At 50.9% G+C, this 26,119-nt stretch carries 24 protein-coding genes; 21 read left to right on the top strand and 3 right to left on the bottom strand.

What is annotated here, in order from left to right; translation table 11 throughout:
* Positions 1–13: 13 nt before the first annotated feature.
* From H8693_RS00945 to H8693_RS01020, 16 genes are all read left to right on the top strand, one after another.
* Entirely contained in the window at positions 14–919 is a 906-nt protein-coding gene (locus H8693_RS00945; protein ID WP_249279407.1) for an SPOR domain-containing protein, read from the top strand.
* 25 nt (positions 920–944) lie between these two features.
* Entirely contained in the window at positions 945–1,298 is a 354-nt protein-coding gene (locus tag H8693_RS00950; protein WP_178618806.1) for a DRTGG domain-containing protein, read from the top strand.
* Positions 1,299–1,329: 31 nt separating this feature from the next.
* Positions 1,330–1,746 carry an ATP-binding protein gene (locus tag H8693_RS00955; protein ID WP_178618810.1) on the top strand — a complete coding sequence of 139 codons (417 nt, stop codon included), beginning with the start codon at positions 1,330–1,332 and terminating at the stop codon, positions 1,744–1,746.
* A 10-nt stretch (positions 1,747–1,756) separates the two neighbouring features.
* Entirely contained in the window at positions 1,757–3,052 is a 1,296-nt protein-coding gene (locus tag H8693_RS00960; protein ID WP_249279408.1) for a [Fe-Fe] hydrogenase large subunit C-terminal domain-containing protein, read from the top strand.
* A 16-nt stretch (positions 3,053–3,068) separates the two neighbouring features.
* Positions 3,069–3,407 (top strand): AraC family transcriptional regulator, encoded by a 339-nt coding sequence (locus tag H8693_RS00965; RefSeq protein WP_249279409.1) that lies wholly within the window; start codon positions 3,069–3,071, stop codon positions 3,405–3,407.
* Positions 3,404–4,102 carry a PHP domain-containing protein gene (locus H8693_RS00970; protein WP_249279410.1) on the top strand — a complete coding sequence of 233 codons (699 nt, stop codon included), beginning with the start codon at positions 3,404–3,406 and terminating at the stop codon, positions 4,100–4,102. The genes H8693_RS00965 and H8693_RS00970 overlap by 4 nt, the downstream gene beginning before the upstream one ends.
* 28 nt (positions 4,103–4,130) lie before the next feature.
* Positions 4,131–4,577 carry an NfeD family protein gene (locus H8693_RS00975; protein WP_249279411.1) on the top strand — a complete coding sequence of 149 codons (447 nt, stop codon included), beginning with the start codon at positions 4,131–4,133 and terminating at the stop codon, positions 4,575–4,577.
* A gap of 15 nt (positions 4,578–4,592) precedes the next feature.
* A complete protein-coding gene (locus tag H8693_RS00980) occupies positions 4,593–5,510 on the top strand; it encodes an SPFH domain-containing protein (protein ID WP_178620913.1) in 918 nt (305 codons plus the stop codon).
* 288 nt (positions 5,511–5,798) lie between these two features.
* Positions 5,799–6,278 (top strand): NADH-quinone oxidoreductase subunit NuoE family protein, encoded by a 480-nt coding sequence (locus H8693_RS00985; RefSeq protein WP_249279412.1) that lies wholly within the window; start codon positions 5,799–5,801, stop codon positions 6,276–6,278.
* 3 nt (positions 6,279–6,281) lie between these two features.
* Positions 6,282–6,830 (top strand): ATP-binding protein, encoded by a 549-nt coding sequence (locus H8693_RS00990; RefSeq protein WP_249279413.1) that lies wholly within the window; start codon positions 6,282–6,284, stop codon positions 6,828–6,830.
* 32 nt (positions 6,831–6,862) lie between these two features.
* On the top strand, positions 6,863–7,231 hold the full coding sequence (locus tag H8693_RS00995) for a (2Fe-2S) ferredoxin domain-containing protein (RefSeq protein ID WP_330605664.1): 369 nt from the start codon (positions 6,863–6,865) through the stop codon (positions 7,229–7,231).
* Positions 7,232–7,255: 24 nt separating this feature from the next.
* Positions 7,256–9,049: an NADH-quinone oxidoreductase subunit NuoF gene (nuoF, locus tag H8693_RS01000; protein ID WP_249279414.1), complete on the top strand. Its 1,794-nt coding sequence runs from the start codon at positions 7,256–7,258 to the stop codon at positions 9,047–9,049.
* A 15-nt stretch (positions 9,050–9,064) separates the two neighbouring features.
* On the top strand, positions 9,065–10,801 hold the full coding sequence (locus tag H8693_RS01005) for an NADH-dependent [FeFe] hydrogenase, group A6 (RefSeq protein WP_249279415.1): 1,737 nt from the start codon (positions 9,065–9,067) through the stop codon (positions 10,799–10,801).
* Between the two features lie 658 nt (positions 10,802–11,459).
* Positions 11,460–12,890: an adenylosuccinate lyase gene (purB, locus tag H8693_RS01010; protein ID WP_249279416.1), complete on the top strand. Its 1,431-nt coding sequence runs from the start codon at positions 11,460–11,462 to the stop codon at positions 12,888–12,890.
* Positions 12,891–13,120: 230 nt separating this feature from the next.
* On the top strand, positions 13,121–14,383 hold the full coding sequence (locus tag H8693_RS01015; RefSeq protein WP_249279417.1) for a uracil-xanthine permease family protein: 1,263 nt from the start codon (positions 13,121–13,123) through the stop codon (positions 14,381–14,383).
* Positions 14,384–14,525: 142 nt separating this feature from the next.
* Positions 14,526–15,038 carry a ferritin-like domain-containing protein gene (locus H8693_RS01020; protein WP_249279418.1) on the top strand — a complete coding sequence of 171 codons (513 nt, stop codon included), beginning with the start codon at positions 14,526–14,528 and terminating at the stop codon, positions 15,036–15,038.
* A gap of 63 nt (positions 15,039–15,101) precedes the next feature.
* Here the strand turns inward: H8693_RS01020 and H8693_RS10645 are convergent, their stop codons facing one another.
* The 3 genes from H8693_RS10645 to H8693_RS01035 all read right to left on the bottom strand — a co-directional run bounded on the left by H8693_RS10645 (position 15,102) and on the right by H8693_RS01035 (position 19,738).
* A complete protein-coding gene (locus H8693_RS10645) occupies positions 15,102–16,037 on the bottom strand; it encodes a DMT family transporter (protein ID WP_330605666.1) in 936 nt (311 codons plus the stop codon).
* 354 nt (positions 16,038–16,391) lie between these two features.
* Positions 16,392–16,538 carry a hypothetical protein gene (locus H8693_RS01030; RefSeq protein ID WP_249279420.1) on the bottom strand — a complete coding sequence of 49 codons (147 nt, stop codon included), beginning with the start codon at positions 16,536–16,538 and terminating at the stop codon, positions 16,392–16,394.
* A gap of 176 nt (positions 16,539–16,714) precedes the next feature.
* A complete protein-coding gene (locus H8693_RS01035; RefSeq protein WP_249279421.1) occupies positions 16,715–19,738 on the bottom strand; it encodes a lamin tail domain-containing protein in 3,024 nt (1,007 codons plus the stop codon).
* Between the two features lie 380 nt (positions 19,739–20,118).
* Here H8693_RS01035 and H8693_RS01040 point away from each other — a divergent pair, with 380 nt between their 5' ends.
* The 5 genes from H8693_RS01040 (at position 20,119) to rnc (ending at position 26,036) form a co-directional block, all read left to right on the top strand.
* Positions 20,119–22,023 carry an ABC-F family ATP-binding cassette domain-containing protein gene (locus tag H8693_RS01040; protein ID WP_249279422.1) on the top strand — a complete coding sequence of 635 codons (1,905 nt, stop codon included), beginning with the start codon at positions 20,119–20,121 and terminating at the stop codon, positions 22,021–22,023.
* Between the two features lie 270 nt (positions 22,024–22,293).
* Positions 22,294–23,022, top strand: coding sequence for a DUF5058 family protein (locus tag H8693_RS01045; protein WP_249279423.1), 729 nt, complete (start codon positions 22,294–22,296; stop codon positions 23,020–23,022).
* 12 nt (positions 23,023–23,034) lie between these two features.
* Positions 23,035–23,724 carry a hypothetical protein gene (locus H8693_RS01050; RefSeq protein WP_249279424.1) on the top strand — a complete coding sequence of 230 codons (690 nt, stop codon included), beginning with the start codon at positions 23,035–23,037 and terminating at the stop codon, positions 23,722–23,724.
* Between the two features lie 15 nt (positions 23,725–23,739).
* Complete coding sequence (locus H8693_RS01055) at positions 23,740–25,206, top strand: M20/M25/M40 family metallo-hydrolase (RefSeq protein ID WP_249279425.1); 1,467 nt, start codon at positions 23,740–23,742, stop codon at positions 25,204–25,206.
* A gap of 149 nt (positions 25,207–25,355) precedes the next feature.
* Complete coding sequence (rnc, locus tag H8693_RS01060) at positions 25,356–26,036, top strand: ribonuclease III (protein ID WP_249279426.1); 681 nt, start codon at positions 25,356–25,358, stop codon at positions 26,034–26,036.
* Positions 26,037–26,119: the final 83 nt, after the last annotated feature.

Genomic DNA, 26,119 nt, shown 5'->3' on the forward strand with positions numbered 1-26,119 from the left:
GAGGCACATACAGATGAGATATTCACGCATGGAGAACAGCAGACATAAACAGCCGGGCGGCCCGCGGAAGGCTTGGTTTTTTGTAGCCTTTGTCCTTGTCATAGGGGTGGGGGTATATATCATTGGAGCCGCCAAAGTGGGCAACTTTATTTCTGAAAAAATTGTGACGCCGGTGGTGGCATGGGTGACAGGGGAGGATGCGAAAAATCCGGATCCGGCCAATCCCTCGGCATCCGCTGCGCCGTCTCCATCTCCCTCTGAGGCTGCTCCCTCCAGCACGGCAACCGTGACGCTGAAGGGCGGAACAATCTATGCCCTTCAGGCGGGAATTTTTGCAGATGAAGCCAATGCCAATGCCCTGGCGGCGACTCTTTCCGGGCAGGGAGGAGCCGGGTATGTCCTTGCGGATACGGAAGGATATCGGGTGCTGATCGCCGGCTATCAGACGGAAGGAGAGGCGGAAAGCGTCAAAAACCAGCTGAAGAGCGAACAGCAGATGGAAACCAAACAATATGCCATCACATCGGCAGAGACAAAATTCCGCATTACGGCAGACACGGCAACGATTGCCTCCGTGCAGGCCGCCATGGAAGGGGCCATGGAATATCAGGAGGCGCTGCTGCCCCTCTCCATCTCCCTTGACAAGGGAGAAACCAAGGCAGAGGATGCAAAGACGCAGATTGCCCAGCTCCGGGAAAAGGCGGAGAATATGAAAAAGACAGTTGACGAAATCGCTTCCAGCACCGATAATAAGACTATAAAGAGTATTTCACAATTTTATGGCGAAACAGTAACGGCCCTGCAGGGCGTAGGCGAGGGGCTCAGCGATATCGAATTGTCCGCGAAAATAAAGTATACCTATCTGGCAATCGGAGTTGCCGGGCGGAACCTTTCCGATGCGCTCAACGCGGCGGCCTAAAACGAGGCGGAGGATCAGACTACATATGAAAATCAAGGAAATTTGCGAACTTTTGGATGCAGAAGTGCTGCTGGACCCGGTGGGAGACAGCGTAGACTTCAAATGTGCCTGCGGTGCAGATCTGATGAGCGACGTGCTGGCCTATGTCAAGCATGACGCCCTTCTGCTGACGGGGCTTGTCAACGCCCATGTGGTCCGCACGGCGGAGATGATGGATATTCCCTGTATCGTATTTGTCCGCGGGAAGCGGCCGGCGCAGGATGTTTTGGATGTGGCGGAGGAATGCGGAATAGCGCTGCTGAGCACAGAGCACACCATGTTCACGGCCTGCGGGAAGCTCTATGCCAGCGGGCTCACGGGAAGCGCCGGGAGAGTTTAGCATCTTTCATGGGAAGAAGGGGGAACAGCATATGAATTATCAGGAACGTTTTCCCGTGGAGGCGGGGGATTTTGCCAGCGCGGGCGAGGTTTCCGCAACCATTAAACAGAAGCTCAAAAAGATTGGTGTTGCGCAGGCGCTTGTCCGCCGCGTGGCGATTGTTTCTTATGAGGCGGAACTCAACATGATCATCCATAGCCTGGGCGGCGAGATGGTTTTGGAACTGAGCCCCAGGGAAATCCGGATCATCTGCGATGACGTGGGCCCCGGTATCCCGGATATATCCTTAGCCATGCAGGAGGGATATTCGACGGCGCCGGAGAGTATCCGCATGATGGGATTTGGCGCCGGCATGGGGCTGCCCAACATCAGCAAAAATGTGGACGACCTGAAAATCAAATCCGATCCGTCGGGAACGCGGATGGAAATGGTTTTCTTTATCGCATGAAGGGAGAAGCATGGAAGGATATTTTCATTCCGTCCGTCTGGACCGGGAAAAGTGCCGCGGCTGCACCAACTGCATTAAGCGGTGCCCCACGGATGCTATCCGTGTGCAGAAAGGCAAGGCAAAGATCATGGACATGCGCTGCATCGACTGCGGCGAATGTATCCGCGTATGTCCCTATCATGCCAAGGTCGCCTATACGGACAATCTGGCGAACATCAACACCTATAAATATAAAATTGCGCTTCCAGCGCCTGCTCTCTATGGTCAGCTGAAAAAATTGTCAAGCCCGGAGCAGGTGTATTCTGCTTTGCGCCTTTTGGGCTTTGACGAGGTTTTTGATGTGGCAAAGGGGGCGGAAGTCGTCTCGGCGGCCGTCCGGGAAAAGCTCAAAACGACGGATAAGCACCCGCTCATATCCTCAGCTTGTCCTGCGATCATGCGGCTCATCCGCGTCCGGTTTCCTGAACTGATCGATAATATTGTGGATGTGGAATCGCCCATGGAAGTGGCGGCTGCCATGGCAAAGCGGGAGTTTTCCAGGAAAAACGGCGTTTCAGAGGAAGAAATCGGCGCGTTTTTCATTACGCCCTGCCCGGCAAAAGTGACCAGCATCCGTTCCCCTCTGACGCGCAAAAGGAGCCGGGTGGACGGGGCGATTTCCATCATCGAAATATATGGACTGCTCACCAGCCAGTTAAAGCATGGCGCGAAGCTGGAGCGGGAGGATGAGGAGATTTCTGCCGATGGCCTGGGATGGGCCAACAGCGGCGGAGAATGCGAGGCCGTTGGAAAAACCATCAAAATGCTGGCGGTGGACGGCGTCCATAACGTGATCCGGGCTTTGGAGGAAATTGAGAATAACAAACTCTCAGATCTGGATTTCTTTGAAGGCCTGGCCTGCACGGGCGGTTGCGTGGGCGGCCCGTTGGTATTTGAAAACGGCTTTGTGGCAAAATCCCGGATCACGACCTTGTGTGCATCCCTGGAAAAACGAACTATCCCGGAAGCCAAGGTGGAAAAGGCCATGGAGGAGGGAATTACCCAGTCGACGCAGAAGGTGACGCCGCTGGAGGTTCTGAAGCTGGATGATGATTTTATGAAGGCCATGCGGATGATGGAACAGATCGAAGAAATCACGGCCCGCCTTCCCGGGCTGGACTGCGGCTCCTGCGGGTCGCCTTCCTGCCGGGCGCTGGCGGAGGATATTGTCCGCGGATCTGCAGTGGAATTGGACTGCATTTTCCTGTTGAAAGAAAAGGTGCGCCATCTGGCGGACGAAATGGAAGGACTTTTGAAGAAACTGTAAGCTGGGGAGAAAATTTATGGCGAGTGTAAAGGATTTTTGTGAAAAGGCAGAGCTTAAGCAGCTGACAAACCTGGAGGAAACGGCGGAGATCACCGATGGATATATCTGCGATCTGCTGAGCTGGGTGATGGCCCGGGGGACCGAGGGCATGGCCTGGATCACCGTGCAGACGCATCTCAACGTTTTGGCGGTGGCCTGCCTGCATGATTTTTCCTGCGTGGTCATTCCGGAAAACATCCAGGTTCCGGAAGAGACCGTGAAAAAAGCGCAGGAGGAGGGAATTCCCCTGTATTCTTCGCCCAAAACGGCCTATGTTCTGGGCGGGATTCTCCATGAACTGGGAGTGGGGTCTTGAAGCTTTATTACGACCTGCACATCCATTCGTCTCTCTCTCCCTGCGGAGACGACGATATGACGCCAAACAACATCGTCCATATGGCAATGCTCAAAGAGCTGAATATGATTGCCGTAACCGATCACAATTCTGCGCGGAATCTGCCTGCAGTGAAAAAAGTGGCGGATGAATGCGGAATTTTGCTGATTCCCGGCATCGAGGTCACAACGGCGGAGGAAATCCACCTGCTGACATATTTTGAAACCGTGGAAGAGACGATGGATTTCGGCGAATATATTTATGATTCCCTGCCGGATATCTCCAACCGGCCGGAGATTTTCGGCGAACAGAAGATTATGGATGAGACGGACGCCGTAACAGGCCATTTGGATAAGCTCCTGCTGACGGCGTCTTGTCATTCCATCGATGCGCTTTGCCGGGAGGTTCGGCACCGGGGCGGGGTTCCGGTTCCCGCCCATGTCAACCGGGAGTCCAACTCGATTTTGATGAGCCTGGGCTTTATTCCTGCGGATCTGGAATTTTCGTCGCTGGAGGTGGCGGAGGCATTTCCATTGCAGGGAGTGAACCCGGCGGCATACCGGGTATTGTATTCCTCGGATGCGCATTATATCATGGATATTGCAGAAAAGCGGAATTATTTGAACTGCGATGCAAATTCTGCCGCGGTTTTGGAAAAGATAAAGACAATTCCTTAAACGGAATGCGGGAGAGAAGGAGTGACATATGATATTAGGATTGGAGCCATGGGTATTTTGGCTGATTCTCATGGCAGTTCTTCTGCTCATTGAAGTACTTACGGTGAATCTGGTGAGCATCTGGTTTGCCGGGGGAGCTCTTGCGGCAATGATAGCCAGCTTTTTAGGGGCTTCTGTGCTGCTGCAGATCATCATTGCCGTTGCCATATCCGGCGTGCTGCTGGCCGCCGTGCTGATTTTTAAACCCTTTGATTCGGCGAAAAATGCCCAGCCGCCCCGGACGAATTCCGACCGCGTGATCGGGGAAGTGGGCATTGTCCTGGAAAGGATCGACGATGTGGAGGGAAAGGGTCTGGTGAAGGTTATGGGCCAGACCTGGAGCGCAGTTTCCCAAGATGGAACTGCCATTGAAAAAAACGCCGAGGTGCGGATCTGCGCCATATCCGGCGTAAAGCTGGTCGTAGAAAGAATATAAAACCGGAGGAGAAAAATGTTGGAAGAATATGTCGGCCTGATTGTGGGCGTTGCTATTGGAATCATCGTTCTTATTTTGATTCTCACCAATATCCGGATTGTCCCTCAGGCGAAGGCTTATGTCATCGAGCGGCTGGGGGCCTATCACACTACTTGGCAGGTGGGCCTGCATGTGAAGATCCCGATTATCGACCGGATCGCCAGTGTGGTTTCGCTGAAAGAGGATTTTCTGGATTTCAAGCCGCAGCCAGTCATTACCAAAGATAATGTAACCATCATGATTGACACGGTGATTTTCTATTATATCACCGATCCCAAGCTCTATACCTATGGCATTTCGGATCCTAAAATGGCCATCGCCAATTTGAGCACAACGACACTGCGCAATATCATCGGCGACCTGGAGCTGGATCAGACGCTGACTTCCCGGGATATGATCAACGGCAAAATGCGTGTCATTCTCGATGAAGTAACGGACGCCTGGGGCATCAAAGTGAATCGTGTGGAGCTGAAAAACATCGACCCGCCCATGGAAATTCAAACGGCCATGGAACGGCAGATGAAGGCCGAGCGGGAACGCCGTGAGGCGATCCTGCGGGCGGAGGGCGAGAAGCGTTCTGCCATTCTGGTGGCGGAAGGCGAAAAAGAATCCGCCATTCTCCGGGCAGAGGCCGTCAAGCAGTCCACCATCCGGGAGGCGGAAGGAAAGGCAGAGGGAATCTTGAAAATCAATCAGGCTAAGGCCGAAGGGCTGCGGGTGCTGAAGGCAGTGGAAGCCGATCAGGCGCTGATTGCCCTTCGCAGCCTGGAGACCATGGAAAAGGTGGCAGATGGAAAGGCGACAAAGCTGATCATTCCTTCCGAGCTGCAAAACCTGGCGACCTTGGGAGCTTCGCTGAAAGAGATCATCCGGCCCGAAGACAGCGAAAAATAACATTATAAAGGAACTATAAAAAAGGCGGCAGTGTGCCGCTCTTTTTTTGGAAAAAATTACACGAATCTTCCTTCTAAACATTTTATATTTTTCATAGTATACTATAAGAAACGGACCAACAAAAGCCGTATTAACAAAACATATGTTTTTCCACAAAAAACCGTATTTTTTCGCAAAAATCTCTGGCTTTTGTATTTCACACATGTTATAATATATAAAGTCATGGTTTGATAAAAATTTAACATGAACGTAAAACGCAGTGTAATTTTTAAGGAGGTTTAACCTAACATGTCAAATTCCGGTTTAGACAAGGCAAAGGTAGAGGAACTGAAGGCATTTATTCAGGAAAAGAAAAATGCTCCAGGGCCGCTGATGCCGGTAATGCAGAAGGCGCAGGATATTTTCGGGTGCCTGTCCTTTGATGTTCAACAGCTGATATCCGATGAAATGGGGATCCCCATGACGGATATCTATGGCGTGGCCACTTTCTATGCGCAGTTTGCTTTGGAGCCCAAGGGCCAGCATGTCGTCGGCGTATGTCTTGGCACCGCATGTTATGTAAAAAATTCGCAGAAAATCCTGGACGAGCTGGAAAAGGTTCTGGGCGTTGCCCCGGGAAGCACCACAAAGGACGGTCTGTTCACACTGGAAGCGACTCGCTGCCTGGGCTGCTGCGGTCTGGCTCCGGTTATGATGATCGGCGATCAGGTGTTTGGCCGCCTTGTGCCGGAAGATGTTGCGGGGATTATCGAAAAGTTTAGAGCGTAAACCATGCCTGAAATCGCATTGCATATCATGGATCTTGTCCAGAATTGCATATCGGCCATGGCAAAGCATATCCGAATTCTGCTCATGGAGAGCTTTGTGGCCAACACTCTGGAGATTCTCATTGCGGATGACGGCAAGGGCATGAGCGAAGAGTTTCTGGAACGGGTGACAAGTCCGTTTACCACCACGCGCACTACCCGGCGGGTAGGGCTGGGCATTCCTCTTATGAAAGCGGGATGCGAGATGGCGGGAGGCTCGTTTTCCATCACTTCCAAACTGGGAGAAGGAACGGCCATTTCCGGAACCTATCAGCTTGACCATATCGACCGTCCTCCTCTGGGAGACTTTGTGGGAACGGTACACACGCTCATCACATGCAATCCTGATATTGATTTCCGTATAGAAATAAAAAGTGATACGCAGGAAATTTGCCTGGATACGCAGGAGGTTCGGGCGCAGGTGGGGGATATTCCCTTAAACCAGCCCGAAGTTTCCATGTGGATCAAGGAGTATTTGGAAGAAGCGATGAAACAGGCAAATATCCAAGCATAATGGAACGTAATTGATTGGTTTGATGGAGGTAAATGATGAAATCGTTGGAAGAATTAGCGGCAATCCGGAAAAAGGCGCTGGAAGACATTGATCTTAGAAAAAAAGGAACGGAAAAGCGTGTCGTTGTCGGCATGGCGACTTGCGGAATTTCTGCGGGAGCCCGCCCGGTCCTTTCCGCGTTTGTCGATGAAGTGAATAAGCGGGGCCTGAAGGACGTCGCCGTGACACAGACCGGCTGCATCGGCCTCTGCCGGTATGAGCCTATTGCAGAGGTATTCCTGCCCGGGCAGGAAAAGGTGACCTATGTGCATCTGGATGCAGAGAAGGCCAAGCGGATCGTTGCTGAACATCTGGTAAACGGCAATATCGTCAAGGAATACACGATCGGCTACGAGGAATAAGGGAAAGGTAAGGAGGAAAACACTATGGAATTTTTCCGTTCACATGTGCTGGTATGCGGAGGGACGGGCTGCACGTCATCCGGATCCCACAAGGTCATTGAAAAATTTGAAGAGGAACTGAAAAACAAAGGGCTGGATAAGGAAGTTAAAGTTGTCCGAACCGGATGCTTTGGTCTTTGCGAGGCCGGCCCCATCGTTATTGTATATCCCGAGGGCGCATACTATAACCGGATTACCCCGGCGGATGTCCCGGAAATTGTGGAAGAGCATCTTCTGAAGGGAAGAATTGTTGAGCATCTGCTGCACAAGCCTCACGGTGATGAGGAGCTGGTGACAACCCTCAATGAGATCAACTTCTATAAAAAGCAGACGCGTGTTGCACTGCGCAACTGCGGTGTTATTGATCCCGAAAAGATTGACGATTACATCGGCTTTGACGGATATAAAGCTCTTGGAAAATGTCTGACAGAATATACCCCCGAGCAGGTGATTGATGTCATCGCCAAATCTGGCCTGCGCGGCAGAGGCGGCGGCGGCTTCCCCACGGCGACTAAATGGAAATTTGGCGCTTCGGCGAAGGCAGATCAGAAATACGTCATCTGCAACGCAGACGAAGGCGACCCGGGCGCGTTCATGGATCGTTCGGTTTTGGAAGGCGACCCCCACAGTGTGCTGGAAGCTATGGCCATCGCTGGATATGCCATTGGTGCCAGCCAGGGCTATGTATATGTCCGGGCGGAATATCCCATTGCTGTGCAGCGGCTGCAGATCGCCATTGATCAGGCTCGTGAATATGGCCTGCTGGGGAAGGACATTTTTGGAACCGGCTTTGATTTCGATGTGGAAATCCGTCTGGGCGCGGGCGCGTTTGTTTGCGGCGAAGAGACGGCTTTGATGGAATCCATCGAGGGCAAGCGGGGCGAGCCCCGTCCCAAGCCGCCGTTCCCGGCAAACAAAGGTCTGTTTGGAAAGCCCACCATTGTAAACAACGTGGAAACGCTTGCGAATATCCCGGTTATCATCAACAAGGGGCCGGAATGGTTTGCTTCCATGGGCACGGAAAAATCCAAAGGCACGAAGGTATTTGCTCTGGGCGGAAAGATCGTCAACACTGGTCTTGTAGAAATTCCCATGGGAACCTCTCTGCGGGAAATCATCTATGATATCGGCGGTGGTATCCCGAATGGCAAAAAATTCAAAGCGGCCCAGACCGGCGGCCCTTCGGGCGGCTGCATCCCGGCTTCCCTGATCGATACAAAGATCGATTATGATAACCTGCTGGCAATCGGTTCCATGATGGGATCCGGCGGTCTCATCGTTATGGACGAGGACAACTGCATGGTTGACGTGGCCCGGTTCTTCCTGGACTTCACGGTAGACGAATCCTGCGGAAAGTGCACTCCCTGCCGCGTGGGAACCAAGCGTATGCTGGAGATTCTGGAAAGAATCGTTGCCGGAAAGGGCGAAGAAGGCGATATCGAAAAGCTGGAAGAACTTGGTGAGGCGATCAAGGATGGCGCCCTCTGCGGCCTCGGAAAAACAGCTCCCAACCCGGTTCTTTCCACAATTAAATATTTCCGCGATGAATATGAGGCGCATATCCGGGAGAAACGCTGCCCCGCCGGACACTGCCAGGCGCTTTTGAACTACAGCATCATCCCCACCAAGTGCAAAGGATGCAGCCTGTGCTCGAGAGTCTGCCCCGTGGGCGCAATTTCCGGCGTTGTAAAGCAGCCGTTCACTATTGACCACAGCAAATGTATCAAATGCGGTGCCTGCATGGAAAAATGCAAGTTCGGCGCGATTGAAAAGAAATAAGGAGGGAACCCTGATATGGTATCTTTGACAATAGATGGCGTCAGCGTACAAGTCCCGGAAAATACTTCCGTCTTGGAAGCTGCCAGACAAGCAAATATTAAAATCCCCACCCTTTGCTATTTGAAGGGTGTGAATGCCATTGGCGCATGCCGGGTCTGCCTGGTGGAAATCGTGGGCAATGCGGCGTTGCAGGCGGCCTGCGTTCTTCCGGTAAGCGAGGGTATGCAGGTGAAAACCAACACGCCCCGGGTGCAGAAGGCCCGCAAGCTGAGCTTGGAACTGCTGCTTTCCAACCATGACCGGGAATGCCTTACCTGTGTTCGCAACCGCACATGTGAGCTGCAGGCACTGGCGGAAACCTTCCAGGTCAACGAATACAAATATGAGGGCGCAAAGATCGAAAAGCCTTTGGATCTGCTCTCTCCCTCGGTTGTCCGCAATCCCAATAAATGTATTCTCTGCAAACGCTGCGTAGCGGTTTGCCGGAATATCCAGAAGATCGGCGCTATCAGCGCGACTCAGCGCGGTTTCGCGACGACCATTGCCCCGGCCTTCGATAAGTCCCTGGCTGAGGTCCCCTGCATCAACTGCGGACAATGTATCGCAGCTTGCCCGACCGGCGCTCTCAGCGAAAACAGCGAGATAGATAACGTATGGGCGGCCCTGCATGATCCCTCCAAGCATGTTGTGGTGCAGCCGGCACCGGCTGTGCGCGTTGCTATCGGCGAAGAATTCGGCATGCCCATGGGCACTCGGTGCACCGGAAAAATGGCGGCGGCTATGCGCCGGATGGGCTTTGATAAAGTGTTTGATACGGACTTCGGCGCCGACCTCACCATTATGGAAGAGGGATATGAGCTTCTGGATCGGATTCAAAATGGCGGCGTTCTGCCCATGATCACATCCTGTTCGCCCGGCTGGATCAAATATTGCGAGCATTTCTATCCCGAGTTCCTGCCGAACCTTTCTTCCTGTAAATCGCCTCACCAGATGCTGGGCGCGATCATCAAGTCCTATTATGCGCAGAAGAACGGCATTGATCCCAAGGATATCTATACCGTTTCGGTCATGCCCTGCACGGCCAAGAAATATGAAAAGCTGCGTGACGGCGAGGCCGGCACGGGCTATCCGGATGTAGACGCGGTTTTGACCACGCGGGAATTTGCCCGGATGATTAAGCAGGCCAATATCGATTTCGTCAACCTGCCGGATGAAGACTTTGACGATGTTCTGGGCGAATCCACAGGCGCGGGCGTTATCTTCGGCGCAACCGGCGGCGTTATGGAAGCGGCCCTTAGAACCGTTGCCGATGTTTTGACCGGAAAGGATCTGGAAAATATCGATTATACCGATGTTCGCGGCATCGCGGGTATCAAGGAAGCGTCTGTAAATGTTGCAGGCATGGAAATCAAGGTGGCCATTGCCTCCAGCACAGGCGCAGCACAAAAACTGCTGGATGCTGTGAAGGCGGGCGAAAAGCAATATCACTTTATCGAGATTATGGGATGCCCGGGAGGCTGCGTCAACGGCGGCGGCCAGCCCATTGTTCCCGCTGAGGTTCGCAGTGTGCTGGATCCCCGTGTGGAACGGGCTAAGGGACTGTATAGCGAAGATTCGGATAAGAAGATTCGCAAATCCCATGAAAATCCGTCGATCCAGAAGCTGTATGCGGAATTCCTGGAGAAACCCAACAGCCATAAGGCGCATGAATTGCTCCATACCTTCTATGCGGCAAAGCCGAAATTCTCTTAAAAAACAGAAAAAACTTCTGCCGGTCATCCGGCAGAAGTTTTTTATTGGTTGGAGTGCCCCTAAAGAGAATGCAAGTGAAAGGAAATACATCCTCAAGGGTATCGCATAACAAAACAAAGAGGAATTCCTGGGGATACCATTTTAAGCGCGGAGGTACAGCAGATGCGGCAAAAGGACTCAGATGCCAACCGGGGCTGTTCCGGTTAAACTGAGAGGAACCGCCGTATTCAACACCAGTGAGGATGTTTTATAAAAAAGCAAATCGATTATGCGACAATGCCGAAAGCCTACCGGAATGGTATTTTCTGTAAAATAATCTGTGTGTCCATTGCTACGGACAACGAAAAACATTTTATGATATATGGGATAAGATATGATAAGTTGTGGTTTCACTTTCAAAAACTATCCAATGCCATTGATGGAGGACAGGGTTTTTCACGAGCCCAAACCCGGGCATTGGCCAACTTGCTGAAAAATCTATGGAAGATATGGATGCGCATTGTGGGGCTTAGGGGAGCTTTTTTTCTATGTAAATAGAAATGGAATAAAACGTTTGATTGTGGGGAAAAGGGGAATATGTGTGGAAAAACGAATTTTTAATTGCCGGAGGGCGATTTTTGGGGTAAAATAATGGTATCAATGTTATGCGAGGTATGCTATGCGGAACGAATATGAAAATCCATTGATTAAGCGGTATGCATCGGCGGAGATGTCATATCTTTTTTCCGACGAAGTGAAATTTCAAACCTGGCGGCAGCTTTGGGTGGCGCTGGCGGAAGCAGAATCTGAACTGGGCCTGCCCATTACAAAAGAGCAGGTGGACGAGCTCAAAGCCCATAGTAAAGACGTGAATTATGAGGTGGCTGAAGAGCGGGAAAAACAGGTCCGCCACGATGTGATGAGCCATGTCTATGCCTATGGGGTGCAGTGTCCCAAGGCCAAGGGAATCATTCATCTGGGAGCGACAAGTTGCTATGTAGGGGATAATGCGGATATCATGATTATGGATCGCGCTCTCCAACTGGTGGAAATCAAGCTGGCAAATACTCTTGCGAAGCTGCAAAAATTTGCTTTGGAATATAAAGGGATGCCGACGCTGGGCTTCACGCATTTTCAGCCTGCCCAGCTCACAACAGTGGGCAAACGGGCGACGCTTTGGATGCAGGATCTCCTATTAGATCTCGAGGAGCTGCGGGATTTGAAGAGCCATATCCGCCTCAGGGGCGTTAAGGGGACGACAGGGACGCAGGCCAGCTTTCTGACGCTGTTTGACGGCGACCATGAAAAGGTCAAAGAGCTGGAAAAGCGTGTGACGGAAAAACTGGGGTATACACAATATTATGGTGTAACGGGACAGACCTATCCCCGCAAGTTTGATGCGCGGGTAGTCAATCTTTTGGCTAATATCGCTTCCAGCGCTTATAAATTCAGCAATGATCTGCGGCTGCTGCAAAATCTGAAGGAGATGGAGGAGCCCTTTGCTTCCAAGCAGATTGGATCCTCGGCCATGGCCTATAAGCGCAATCCCATGCGCAGTGAGCGGATTTCCTCGTTGGCGCGGTTTGTGATTTCCCTGGCCTCCAGTCCTGAAATTACGGCTTCAACGCAATGGTTTGAGCGGACGCTGGATGACTCGGCCAATAAACGCCTGGTGATCCCGCAGGCATTTTTGGCGATAGACGGCATCTTGAATATCTATATGAACGTCACCGAAGGAATGGTGGTGTATCCCAAGGTAATCGAAAAACGGCTGCGGGAGGAGCTTCCCTTTATGGCAACCGAGACGCTGCTGATGGAGGCAGTGCAGGCCGGAGGGGACCGGCAGGAGCTGCATGAAAAGATCCGGGAATATTCCATGCAGGCGTCTTATCGCGTGAAGGCAGAGGGAAAGAGCAACAATTTGATCGAGCTTATCAAGGCAGATGATGCTTTCCCCATGAGCGACGCGCATATCGATTCTCTCATGGATCCCATCAATTTTATTGGCAGAGCGAAGGAGCAGACAGAGGAATTCTGCCGTGATGCTGTTCAGCCGGTTTTGGCGCAGTACAGCGAACATCTGAATTTGAATGGCGAAGTCAACGTTTAAAAATTTTGGGGAGAATTGAGAAATTCTCCCCAAAATTTTCATAAGCATAAGAAAAATTCATAAAAAATTCAAAAAACCATAGACGAATCTTAAAAAATATTGTATAATTCGACAGGAACATAAAGAATTGATTAGAAAACTTTGTCATGGGCAAAGTTTCTTCTATGCAAAAAAATAGGAATTTTTCTTATTTTATTATTACTTTGCCTTGCGGCAGAATGGAGGAAACCATGAACAAACCTTTAAAAAGGTTAACGGGAAAGGAATATGTGCTGGGTGTACAGCATCTATTCGCCATGTTTGGGGCAACTGTCACAGTTCCGATTATGACAGGAATGAACCCTTCCATCGCTTTATTGACGGCCGGCCTCGGTACCTTGATTTTCCATCTGATTACCAAGGGAATTGTGCCGGTATTTTTGGGCTCCAGCTTTGCCTTCATGTCGGCTCTGATTGCCATTATCGGCGGCAACACGGCGAATATCCCCAAAGCTCAGGGCGGCATCATCGTTGCCGGCCTGATCTATGTGGTTTTTGCCATTTTAGTGTATTTCCTCGGGATTGAGCGGATCAAAAAGCTGTTTCCGCCCATCGTGACCGGGCCGGTAATCATCGTAATTGGGTTGACGCTGAGCCCCAGCGCTATTACCAATGCAAGTTCCTGCTGGCTGCTGGCGATTATTGTTCTGGTGGCCATCATCACGGTTATGTGCTTTACCAAGGGATTCATCAAAATGATGCCCATTATTCTCGGCCTGTTGATCGGCTATGGCGCTGCCCTGCTTCTGGATGCGACGGGGGCAACGGCAAGCTGGGGGCTGGCGGAATCCGGAAAGCTCATTGACTTTACTGCCGTGGAGCAGGCTTCCTGGTTCTTTGATTTTTCGGCCTATACGCTTCCGCAGTTTGATCTCAGCTCTATTCTCATGATCGCACCGATTGCACTGGTCACCTTTATGGAGCATATCGGGGATATCACCACTAACGGTGCTGTTGTCGGCAAGGATTTCTACAGCGACCCCGGCCTGCACCGCACTCTGTTGGGTGACGGTATTGCGACGGCTTTTGCCGGTTTGCTGGGAGGCCCGCCGAACACTACCTATGGTGAGAACACGGGCGTTTTGGCGGTAACGAAGAACTATGATCCCCGGATCATCCGTTTGGCAGCATTGTTTGCCATCATTTTGGGATTGATCGGGAAGTTCGGCGCTGTTTTGCAGACGATTCCGACGGCTATCATCGGTGCAGTAAGTTTCGTTCTCTATGGCATGATTTCCAGCATTGGTCTGCGTTCTCTGGTGGAATCCAAGCCGGACTTTTCGCAGAACCGCAATTTGCTGATCGTTGCAGTGATTTTGGTTACGGGCCTTGGTATGCCGGCCATTCAGATTACGGATACCGTGAGCATCTCTGGCCTGTTTGTGGCTACGTTGGTGGGCGTGCTTCTAAACGTAATCCTTCCCAAAGAAAAAAAGGAAGAGGAGAAAAACTAACCGTTTTTCATATGCGAAACGATAAAAAGGCGTCTCTTTTGCAGAGATGCCTTTTTTATGCGGAATTTTACCTCTGGAAGCGAATAAACCATGAGGCTGAGGAATAGAGTGGTAAAGAAGAAGGAAGGGGGGAGAAAGGAATATGCAAACGCCTACACAGTTAACCAGTCCCATGCCATATCCAGAGGTATGCGCCGGGGAGCCGAATATAAAATATGCAAAAGCTATGCTTGACAATATCGGGGGCAGCAATTCCGAGATGTCGGCGGTGGCCCTGCATTTTTATAATCAGCTGGTGACATCGCATGAAACTGAAATATCAAAAGTGTTTCGCGATATCTGCATCACTGAAATGCAGCATCTTAGAATATTTGGAATGCTGGCTCTGCAGCTGGGGGAGAATCCGCGCTTTTGGACCTATACTGGGCAAAACCTGGTGTATTGGACGCCGGGATACATAAACTATCCATTAGAGCTCTCAAACCTTTTGGAACTTTCCATAGAGAGTGAAAGAGAGGCAATTCAAAAATATGAGCAGCAGGCGCGTTGGATCGCCGACCCCAACGTTATCGCCAATATAAAGCGTATTTTGGTGGATGAACGAAGGCATGTACAGGAATTGACACAGCTTTACGAAAAATATTCCCGAAGATAAAAAAGAGCGGATTTTTCCGCTCTTTTTTTGCAAAAATCGGATACCACATTTAAGGTTTGAAAATTATATCCCCGATCGGCGGCCGGAGCGCTGCCGTGCAAGGTGCGGCATAGCAAGAGGGGCCTCGGAAAGATAGATAGCGCCCATGATAATAAGCCCGCCTATCACCAGACCCGTACGCAAAGGCTCAAAGCCCAGAAGCACCGAAAAGGTGCTGGCAAAGACAGATTCCAGGGAGAGCAGCAACACGGCGGAAGAGGGCGTGGTATATTTCTGCGCATAGGTTTGCAAAGAGGTGCAGAGAAAGGAACCAACTCCTGCCAAGCCCAGCACGCAAAGGATACTGATCCCCCAGTTGATGCTGGCGGGGGAGAAGGAAGCGAAATCCATAGCAAAAAAGAGCAACCCTCCCATCACTGCCTGGGTAACCGCCATAAAAAACACAAGAATTCCCGTATCCGTTCCCTTGGCATAACTGCCCAAATAGGTGATGAGCGTGGCAAAACAGACAGCGCATAGAAGGGCCAGGGCATTCCCAAGATTGAAGGAAAAACCAGCTTCCAACACTCCCGTGAGCAGCGTTACCCCAATGAGATAGATTCCCATGCAAAGAAAATTTTTTCCGGTAGGGCGTTTTTTTAAAAATAACCAGGCGATGAAGGGGACCAACAGCACATTCATTGAGGTGAGAAACGAGCAATTGGAAGGCACGGTATATTTAAGACTCAGGTTTTGGATAAAGAAATATGCAAAATTCAACAGACCGGCAATGATTCCGTGCCGAATATCCTTCCGGCGGATCCGGGCGATCTGTTTGCGGTAGAGAAGGAGACATAACGCGGAATAGACAAAACCACGCATAAAATGCAAAAGAGTAACGGGAAGTCCGGCATTGATTGCAACCTTTACCAGCAGAATACACCATCCCCAAAAAAAGGTTGCGCAGATTAACATAAGATTGGCCTGCATTTTGGATAGCGGGCGAGTGAATAATTTCATTTGTCCAACCAATATAGATATTTTTTATCTATATGATAACTCCTATTTCTCTATATTTTTCTCGGGGGTTCTGTCTTCCTCCGAAGCCCTGCGGAAAAGCGAAAGAAAAAATTGTGCACTGTCCAGCAATAATTATCTTAGCATCTTGTTTTTGCGGTAAAAAATATATCAACGGGGATTGCCGTTATTGCGGGCCATTCTGCATTTACCCGCCGTATCAAACTGTAAATATTTCTGAATTATTTAAAATAAATGGAACCCATAGTTTGATGGGGAGTACTATCTTGAACTTTCTCTAAATCCGAAGGAAAAAATCTAATATAACTAAAATCGCCGAACCTGTAAAAAAGGGGATCAAAAGATTTTAATTGGCGGTAAAAACAGCATTTCTCTGCCCGCTTTTTCAGGCATTTTTCTGCGGCCGCCGATCCCTGCATCGAATACCATAGATACTATATCATCATTTGCTGTATCATGCAATAAACTATTGGAAATTAACATATTTCGATTTGCCTGATTTGCCTCTAGGCTGCCTGGATAAAACTTTCGCTTTCATAGCAAGCAGCCTTTGCCTGCCTATTCTTTTTGTAAATACAAAAGAAAGAGCTGCTCAGATGTTTTGCCGAACAGCTCTTAGTTACAATCGATTTGGTTTTAAAAATCATCGCCGACTCAATCTATTTCAGGCCCAATTCCTTCATGCGGGCATCCGAAAGGTTGAAGAAATCCTGCAAGTCCTGCTTGGTGATCTCCACCTTTTCCCGCAGCATCTTCTTCAAATTCGTCAGATTCTGCTCCCAACGTTCCATTGAAGAAGGAGAGGCCGATGTAACAGACATAGTGGCTTTCCCCCAGCGGGCGATATGCCGCGGCATTTCCGTGCGGATTTCCGCCGCCATGGTGTCGAGAATTTCATCCATTCGGTCAGGGTTAAATGTATTGTTCAGATGCCAGGCATAACGCTCGATAAATTTATTCTTCCATTCGGCATTCTGCAAAAGCCCGCAGGAAATGGTAGTATGGAAGGCGCTGAACATTCCATGCCCCTTGGGATTGAAATATTCCTCGATATAGTTCCATTGGTAGGTACTGGGCGAAATCCCCCAATCCAGGTCATAGAGCATCCAGCGGTATTTGGAATTTTCGCTTCCCTCATTCTGGTCACGCCAGAAACGGACATTGCCGGAATCAGTGTTGTTGAAGAAGGTTTCGGTAATGATATAGTCCATATATTCGTCTACATCCACCTTGCTCGCCACATAGTCATAGGCTTCCTGGTTGGAAAGATTGTGATTCTGAATGTATTTGCGCAGCTCCTTATAATCGTCGTCAGAACCGGCGCGGACGGCGCTGTTGCCCTTGATAAGGTCAATTTCGCCTTTTTTGGTGCCGGGATAGTGGCTGACGATATAATTCTCGTTGAGCTTTTCGCGGAGATTATAAAGCCCCCAGTATTCTCCATTGATATAGACGGCGCAGGGGCGGTATTCCTGATAGTCCAGATCCATAGTATCCTTTACGACCTGCGCAAAGTAGGCGTCCCGGAGCTTGGTGGAGTTGCAGTCCTGTCCGGAAATGCGCAGAACCAGGGTTTTAAAGGTGATCACGTCATAATCCCGGAAAAAGGGATAAGTGACCTGATCCTGCCCATAAGAGGAACGCAGATAGACAGCAAAGGATTTCTGGTCAATGGCCCGGGAATATTGTCCGAAAATTTTGATACCTGCAGGGAACTCCACGCCCTTCGTCCCATCCGCCTCAAACCATTCAAAGCTGATTTCCCGCTCCACATCCTGTAATTTAAAGAAATTTGCCCCGGTAAATGGGAAATCATCCGCGTTATGGGTATGCCCGGGGCCATCGGCAAAAATACCGTTGTTATATCCAAAGAGGCCGTCGGGATCCGAATTGATGCAGAGAACGGGGATATCGTGCTTGTCCTCCACCAAATAATTTTCGGTTTTGACCTCACTGGTCAGTTTGCCGTCGGCCACGGCAATGGCCCGGAGGGGCGTTGTCTTGTCAATCGTGATCTCTCCGGCATAGAGAGTGGATTTCGTTGTGGGCTTGCTCCCATCGGTGGTATAGTAGATCTTTGCGCCTTCCTCCGAAGTGATGGCAACCTTTGTGCCTTGGGAGACATAGCCGGATGTCACAGAAAAGGAGGGCTTCTGCGTATACGTTTGATATATATCGCTGGAATTGGCGGCGCCGGGAGTCGGGGTAGTGAAATAGACCCGGGAAGCCGTCTGGGAGTTTTGGGGACGGCCCGAGCTCATTCCCGGATATTGCTTGCCGGAATTCATATAGTCGATGACACTGCCATCGGTTTTAGACAGGTAGACAGTTTCGCCATTGGCGCTGACCCCATAGTCCTTCATCTGATATTTGGCATCGCTGGGGGCATATTCGCCGGTATAGACAAGCAGATATTCGCCGGGTTGAATCGTGGAGTTTTCCGGGAATTTAAAACGAAAAGGCTCATCCTTGTTATCGGAAAGCCCATATCCAGTCAAATCCACTGCCTCAGAACCCGTATTCAACAGCTCGATCCAGTCGGGATCGGATTTTTTTGCTTCCGATCCCGCTGCCGCATTCGTTTTCACCTCACTGATCTGTAAGGTGGGAAGAATCCGCTCGGAATTCTTGTCGATCTCAGTAAACCCCTTGGTGGTGTTCTCTGCGCCGGGAGTCGCCTCGGGGAAATAGAGCCATTGGGAAGGGTCGTCCGGCGAGCGGCCATGGGAGGCGGTGCCCATATTGGGATCCAGCTCCACAACATCGATGGACTTGCCCTGTTGCTGGCTTAGGATCAGGACCTTGTCTTCGCTGCCCAGGCTGAAATTGGCGTGAAGATTGGCGCTGGGATCCGTCCGGTCTTTTTTATCCAGAAAGACCAGCCGTATCTCCCCGGGAGCCAGCTCCATATCGGGGAATATCCACTTTTTGGTATCGTCCTGGGTGTCCGAAAGGCCATATCCCTTGAGATTGACAGCCTCGGTTCCTGTATTCTTAATTTCAACCCAATCCGAACGATCCCCATCTTCGTCCATCACCGAAAGCTGGTTATCCAGCATGTATTCGTTGATGACAACGCTGGACTGCGCGACCGCTTCGGCAAAATCGGGCGTGGTATTGGTTGTGCCTTCATTTTTTGCGCCAGGCGTGGGAACGGCATAATAGAGATAGCTTCCATCGTCTGCACGGCCATAGGAGACGTCGGCGGGCATGGCACCCACCTGCAATGCCTGTACAGTGACGTCCTCCGGTGCGGAGAGAATCAGAGTTTCGCCATCCGCGGAAATTTTGAAACCGGCCCGGAGTATACCGTCGGAATTTGAGAGATCTTCCGTACCCGTACAATAGACGAGAAGATATTCGCCATTTTTGATGTTGACGCTGGGAAATTCAAATTTATAACGCTCGTTGGTGGAATCCGTGAGGCCATAGCCCTTCAAATTGATGGTGGAACCCGTGCAGTTATAAATTTCAATCCAGTCCGGGGTTGTCCCATCCGAGGCTTCCAGAGAATATTTATTGGAAGAAACGACCTCATTGATATAAAGCCCGGGTGCGGATTCACCGGAAGTATCACCGGAACCGCTGGGTTTCAAAATGAAATCAAAGGCTCCCGCGATGACTGCAATGAGCAGGCCCGCCAAAACCAGAACTATAATAATAGAGATGATATTTTTTTTCATGCCTTGCCTCACATTTCCGAATATCGCAACAGTAACGTTGACTTTGTTATTCTACCATTTTCGATAGAGGGAAGTCAATTCCATATGGGTTATGTTTGCCAGATTGTAAAAAGTTTAGCCCTCGTTGGAGAACCGCTTTGCACCGCCCCGGCAAAATATGATATACTAAATGCGCAGCCTTTGCCGGGGGATAGGAGACAGGCCAAGTCCTGTTTTCCGGAGGCAGAGGAAGCGCCCCATGGGGCTTTCTGCTTTCGCCGCGGGCTGCGGACAGGGCAAACGATAGAATTTCGCGGTTTTACGTCCGCAATACTATAATTATTATAAAAAGGCGGCGGCTCCGCACAACAACGGGACGCCGCACATTTATGGGAGCGATTATGACGATTTTAACAGCTTCAGGGATAGAAAAGTTCTATGGAATACAAAGCGTGCTGCGGGATGTTCGATTCAGTGTGGAAGAGGGCGATAAAATTGGAATTCTGGGCGTCAACGGCGCAGGGAAAACGACGCTTTTTAAGCTGATCTGCGGCGAGGAGGAGCCGGATCAGGGGCAAGTGCAAAAGAGCCGGAACCTGCAAATTGCCTATATGGAGCAATATGCGGAATATACCTCTGAAAAGACAGTTTTGCAGGAGGCGACTCAGGTTTTTTCGCATCTTATGGAGCAGGAACGCCAGCTGGATCATCTTCAGGAGCAGCTGGCGGAGCAGCCAAGCGAAGAGCTGGCCAGAAAATTTCACGATGCCAACGAACGGTTCATCGATGCGGGCGGGCTGACCTATAAAAGCAGGGTGCATTCCACGCTCATCGGATTGGGCTTTCTGGAAGAGGAACTGCATCTCCCCATGGATGCTGTGAGCGGCGGCCAGCGGACGAGGGTGCTGTTGGCGCGACTGCTGCTGGGACAGGCGGATATCCTGCTTCTGGATGAGCCGACCAATCACCTGGACATGCAGGCCATCGCTTGGCTGGAGGATTTTCTCGCAAACTACCGTGGAACGGTGCTCGTGATCTCTCACGACCGTTATTTTCTTGACCGCATTACAAACCGGATTTTTGAGGTGGAAAACGGGAAGCTCACGGCATATAAAGGAAATTATTCGGCATATGTCCGGCAAAAGGAGGAAATCCGGGCCGCAAAGGCGAAAGAATATGAAATCAAAACAAAGGAAATCCACCGCCTGGAAGGAATAATAGAAAAACAGAAGCAATGGAACCGGGAAAAGAACCTGGTGACGGCGCGAAGCAAGCAAAAGATAATCGACCGCATTGCCGCCACTCTTGACGCCCCGGAAAAAGAGCCCGAAAATATTCACTTTCATTTTTCTCCCGCAAAACCGTCGGGAAACGATGTGCTCTCAGCCCGGGATGTTAGCGTGGCTTTTGAGGGGATTCCCCTGTTTCAAAATGTAAATCTGGATATCAAGCGGGGAGAGAAGGTCTTTTTGCTGGGGGATAACGGTTGCGGAAAGACGACGCTGTTCCGTGCGGTATTGGGGCAGCAGGCGGCTGCCGGCGAGATTCGGCTGGGCAGCAATGTGAAGGTGGGATATTATGACCAGGCGCAAAGCGATCTGTCGCCGGATAAAACCGTTTTGGAGACGCTTTCGGATGCGTTGCCGCAGCTGGATCTGGGAATTCTGCGCAATGCCCTTGCCGCGTTTCTGTTCCGGGGCGATGATGTGGAGAAAAAGATTGCCTCTCTCTCGGGCGGAGAAAAGGCGCGGGTGACGCTGGCGCGATTGATGCTCTCCGATGCTAATTTCCTGTTGCTGGATGAACCTACCAACCATCTGGATATCGCATCCAAAGAGGCGCTGGAAAAGGCCCTTTTGGAATATGACGGGACGCTGTTCATCATCTCCCACGATAGGTATTTCATCAATACCCTTGCCACGCAAATATACCGCCTGACTGCGGACGGAACGGAAAAATTCGGCGGGGATTACCAATATTTTCTGGAAAAGAGCCTGCCGCTGCGGCGGGAGGAAACGCCGGAAAAAGAGCAGAAGCCAAATGCCTATCAGATAAAGAAGGAGCAGGCATCCCGGGTGCGGCGCTTGCAGGGGCAAATATCCCGTCTGGAAAAGGAAATTGAAGACCAGGAGTCCGCCATGGCCGCTTTGCAGGAGAAGCTGAGCCTCCCGGAAATTGCGGCGGACTATGAGAAAATCGAGGAAATTTCAAGGGAATTGGAGAAATTGGAAGAGAAAACTGCCGGGCTCTATGAGAAATGGGAGGAATGCTCGGAAGAACTGGCGGAGCAGGGGGATATAATATAGTACGGCTTCTCTTTGAAACACCGCAATCTTGCCGACCGATATTTTCAATACGCTCCGCTGAATGCCAAAACGGAGAGAAAAATTACGGATAACAATAAATTAAAAAAGCGGGAAAGACGAAAGGGATGATGCGGGTATAGCGGCGAAAGCAGCTAGCCCACGAAGAGCGGCCTGGAATCCCCAAAATTGGAAACAAACGAAAATATAGAAAGAAGGCAGATGAGATACTATGCCGGATTTTCTATAAATTATAGAAGGGAGTGGACTTTTTTGGACACAAATGCAATTATCAACGGCCCCTATTTATTCATTGCCGGCGGCATTGTATTCTGCTTCGTGCTGCTGCAATCCTTTGTCTTTTTACGCCGGGCCTGGAAACGGGGAAAGGAAATCGGGCTTTCCACGGAAAAGATGAAAAACGCGGTCTCCCAGAGCGCCGTCTTTTCCATTGTTCCTTCCATCCCCATCGTTTTGGCACTGATCGCTCTGGCGCCAACCATGGGCATCCCATTCAGTTGGATCCGCCTGTCGGTCATCGGCTCCATGTCCTATGAGGTGATGGCGGCAGGGGCGGTGGCCAGCAGCGCAGGGATCGATATGAACGCTGCCGTGGCGGATGGCGTTTCCGTCGGCATGCCCCTTGACGTTTTTGCCTCGGCCATGTGGGTCATGACCATCGGCATTTTGGCAGGGCTTCTTTTCAACCTGTTTTTCTTGAAGAAATATCAAAACAAAATCATTGCCATGCATGAGAAAAACGCCCGCTGGACGAACATTATGGTTTCCGCCCTGTTTATGGGGATCATTGCGACATTGGGCGGGCAGCAGATCGCCCGGGGCGGCGTTGCTTTAGCAACTTTGCTGACATCTGCCGCCATTATGGTGGTTATCGCTCTGATTGCGCGGCTCCTGAAGCAAAAATGGATGGAGGAATTTGCGCTTCCCGTGGCCATTTTGGGTTCTCTCGCCCTGTCGACGGTATACGTCGGCTTATTTTAAGGAGGTGGCATCATGGTAAAACAGACGCAGGGCCTGCGTGACTATTATAATTCGACGCACCGGATGGGCCGCCTTTGGACGCTGGCTGCCCTCATCCTCATTCTTCTGGTTCCGTTTTTATTCTGTCTGCTCTATGGCGTTGATCTTAACTGGAAGGCCTTTGGGCAAGGTGCGCTGGCGATTCTTCCGATGTATTATGCCGTGGGGATCATCGAGGTGTTTAACTATGCGCCTCTTCTGGGTTCCGGCGGCTCCTATCTGGCCTTTGTGACGGGTAATCTTATGAATATGAAGGTTCCGGCCGCGCAGATGGCTATTGAAAAATCCGGCGTGGATGCGGTTTCGGAGGAGGGCGAAGTGATCAACACCATCGCCGTTGCGGTTTCCAGCATAGTGACGACGCTGATTATCGCCGTCGGCATGCTTGCCATTATTCCCATGAGCAACTGGATCAACTCGGTTCCGGTTTTAAAAGAAGTGTTCGACTTGGCAAATGGCTATGTAATTCCGGCATTGTTTGGTGCGCTGGGCGTAGTCTTTCTGGCCAAGGGCTGGAAGCTGGCCATTGTTCCGGTAGTCTTGGTAACGCTGTTGTTCATCTTTTGGCCGGAGGCCGCCAGCGTTTCGGGAATTCTGATCCCCCTTGCCTCCCTCATCAGTGTGGGCTGCGGACGGTATATGTATAAGAAAAACTGGATGTAAGAAAGGATGGGGAACATGGGAACTGGTTGGATCATTTTGCTGGCCCTTCTGGGTCTGCTTATACTGCTTGCGGTTATTGTTCTGGTACGGATGGCGGCCTGTCGTCCGCCCCAAAAAAAGTCGGTGCAGAAAAAAGAATATGACGTCGATCCGGAAACTCTGGCAGAGCATCTTTCGGGGGCCGTCCAGATCCGGACGATCGCCGGGCAGAGTGTGGAGGATACGCCGGCCGAGCCTTTCCTGGCGATGCATGCATACCTGGAAAAGACGTTTCCCCTCATTCATCAGACGATGGAAAAGGAGATTGTGCATTCCTATAGCCTGCTGTTCAAATGGAAGGGCCGGGATCCTTCAAAAAAGCCCATTATCATGATGGGGCATATGGATGTGGTGCCCGTGGAGGATAGCACGCTGGATCAATGGGAGCAGCCGCCGTGGAGCGGAAAAATTGCGGACGGCTATGTCTGGGGCCGCGGGGCCATCGATATGAAAGGGCATCTGTTTGCCAACCTGGAGGCGGTGGAATATCTTTTGCGCCAGGGCTTTCAGCCGGAACGGGATATTTATTTGGCGCTGGGCCATGACGAGGAACAGATGGGCCTGAACGGCGGCAAATATCTGGCGGAGCGGCTGCAGGAACTGGGCGTACACGCCGAATATGTTTTCGATGAGGGCGGCGCGGTTGTGAGCGGCAAGGAGTTTGGCGTGGATGGGCGGATCGCCGCCGTGGGAATTGCGGAAAAATCCACCATCAATCTGAAACTGACGGCCCGATCCCAAGGCGGCCATGCGTCCATGCCTCCCCGGCAGACGGCAGTCGGCGCGCTCTGCGAGGCGGTGGAAAAGCTGGAAAAAATCGGTTTTCCCATGGATATCAATGAAACGGCTGGATTGCTTTTTAAGACTCTGCGCCCCTATATGAAGCCGGTTTTCAAGATGGCGCTCTGCAATCTTTGGCTGTTTAAACCAGTGTTTATAAAAATCATGGGCGGGATGCCCAAAGGCGCGGCTATGCTGCATACGACGGCCGCCCCCACCATGCTGAATGCCAGTATGCAGCCCAATGTATTGGCCCAGGCCGCCAGCGCCGTGGTCAACCTCCGCCTGGTTCCTGGAGAGACGATCGAGTCGACCTTGGCCCATGTGCGAAAGCTGGTGGGTGAGGAAATCGAACTGGAAGTGCTGTTCGGATGCAACCCGCCGTCGATTTCCTCCATGGATACGCCAGTCTGGCAGGCCATTGATGCGTCCGTCCGGGAAAACATTGGGGAAGATATTATTGTATCTCCCTATCTCATGATGGCGTCGACGGACAGCCGGTTATATGAGGCCGTGACCGAAAATACCTATCGGTTTGATCCATTTATCTCTGTGGGAGAGGATTTGGGAACGATCCATGGCGTGGGAGAGCGCATGGGAATTGACAGTCTGGTCCGGGGCTGCAAGTTCTTTATCTCACTTATTGAAAAAACAGCGGGATAAGGCGAACTATCTATCGCGCAAAAAGCATCTTTGTCCGGAAATTTGCCGGAAAAGATGCTTTTTTTGTTGAAATTGGGTTGTCAATTCCGGAATTTCATTGTATCATGGAAACGGAAACGAATGATAATCGCAAGGGGAGAAGGGCTCGAATGCGCGCGGAGGCAGAGCTGAACGGGATAATAGCATATACGTTCCAGAATGAGCAGCTTTTGAAAACGGCGCTGACCCACTCTTCCAGCCATGCTACGCAGAACTATGAACGGCTGGAGTTTCTGGGCGATGCGGTTTTGGAGCTGTGTACTAGCGAATATCTATACCGCCATTTTCCCGAGAGCCAGGAGGGGAGCCTCACCCGGCTGCGCGCCCAAATTGTATGCGAAACCTCTCTTGCGTCATGGGCCCGGCGCCGGAAGCTGGGGGCCTATTTAATTTTAGGAAAAAGCGAGGAGATGTCCGGCGGGCGGGAGAAGAATTCCATTCTCTGCGATGTGGTGGAGGCCATCATTGGCGCCGTTTATCTGGATGGCGGTTTCCCGCAGGCGCGGGAAATGGTGATGGCGCTTGTGGAGGAAAACCTCTCGCTTATTCTCCGGGAGAGTGTCTCCGGCGATGCAAAATCTGAGCTGCAGATTCTTTTGCAGAAAAATGGAAATGTGCGGCTGGAATACGAGACATACCGCCAGGAAGGGCCGCCTCATGCCGCTATATTTTATGTCCATGTCAAGTTGAACGGCAAGGTTCTTGCCTCAGGAGAAGGGAAATCCAAGAAACAGGCGGAACAGGCGGCTGCGGCAAAGGCTCTCGCCGGATTGCAGAAAAAACGAAATTGAAATGGTGACCGCGATGCGGCATTAAATAATTTAGGAGCGAGGTAACAGGATGTTTGATTTTCCAAAGGTAAAAGCGACGGATC

This window comes from Guopingia tenuis, from assembly GCF_014384805.1.
Lineage (GTDB): Bacteria > Bacillota > Clostridia > Christensenellales > Christensenellaceae > Guopingia > Guopingia tenuis.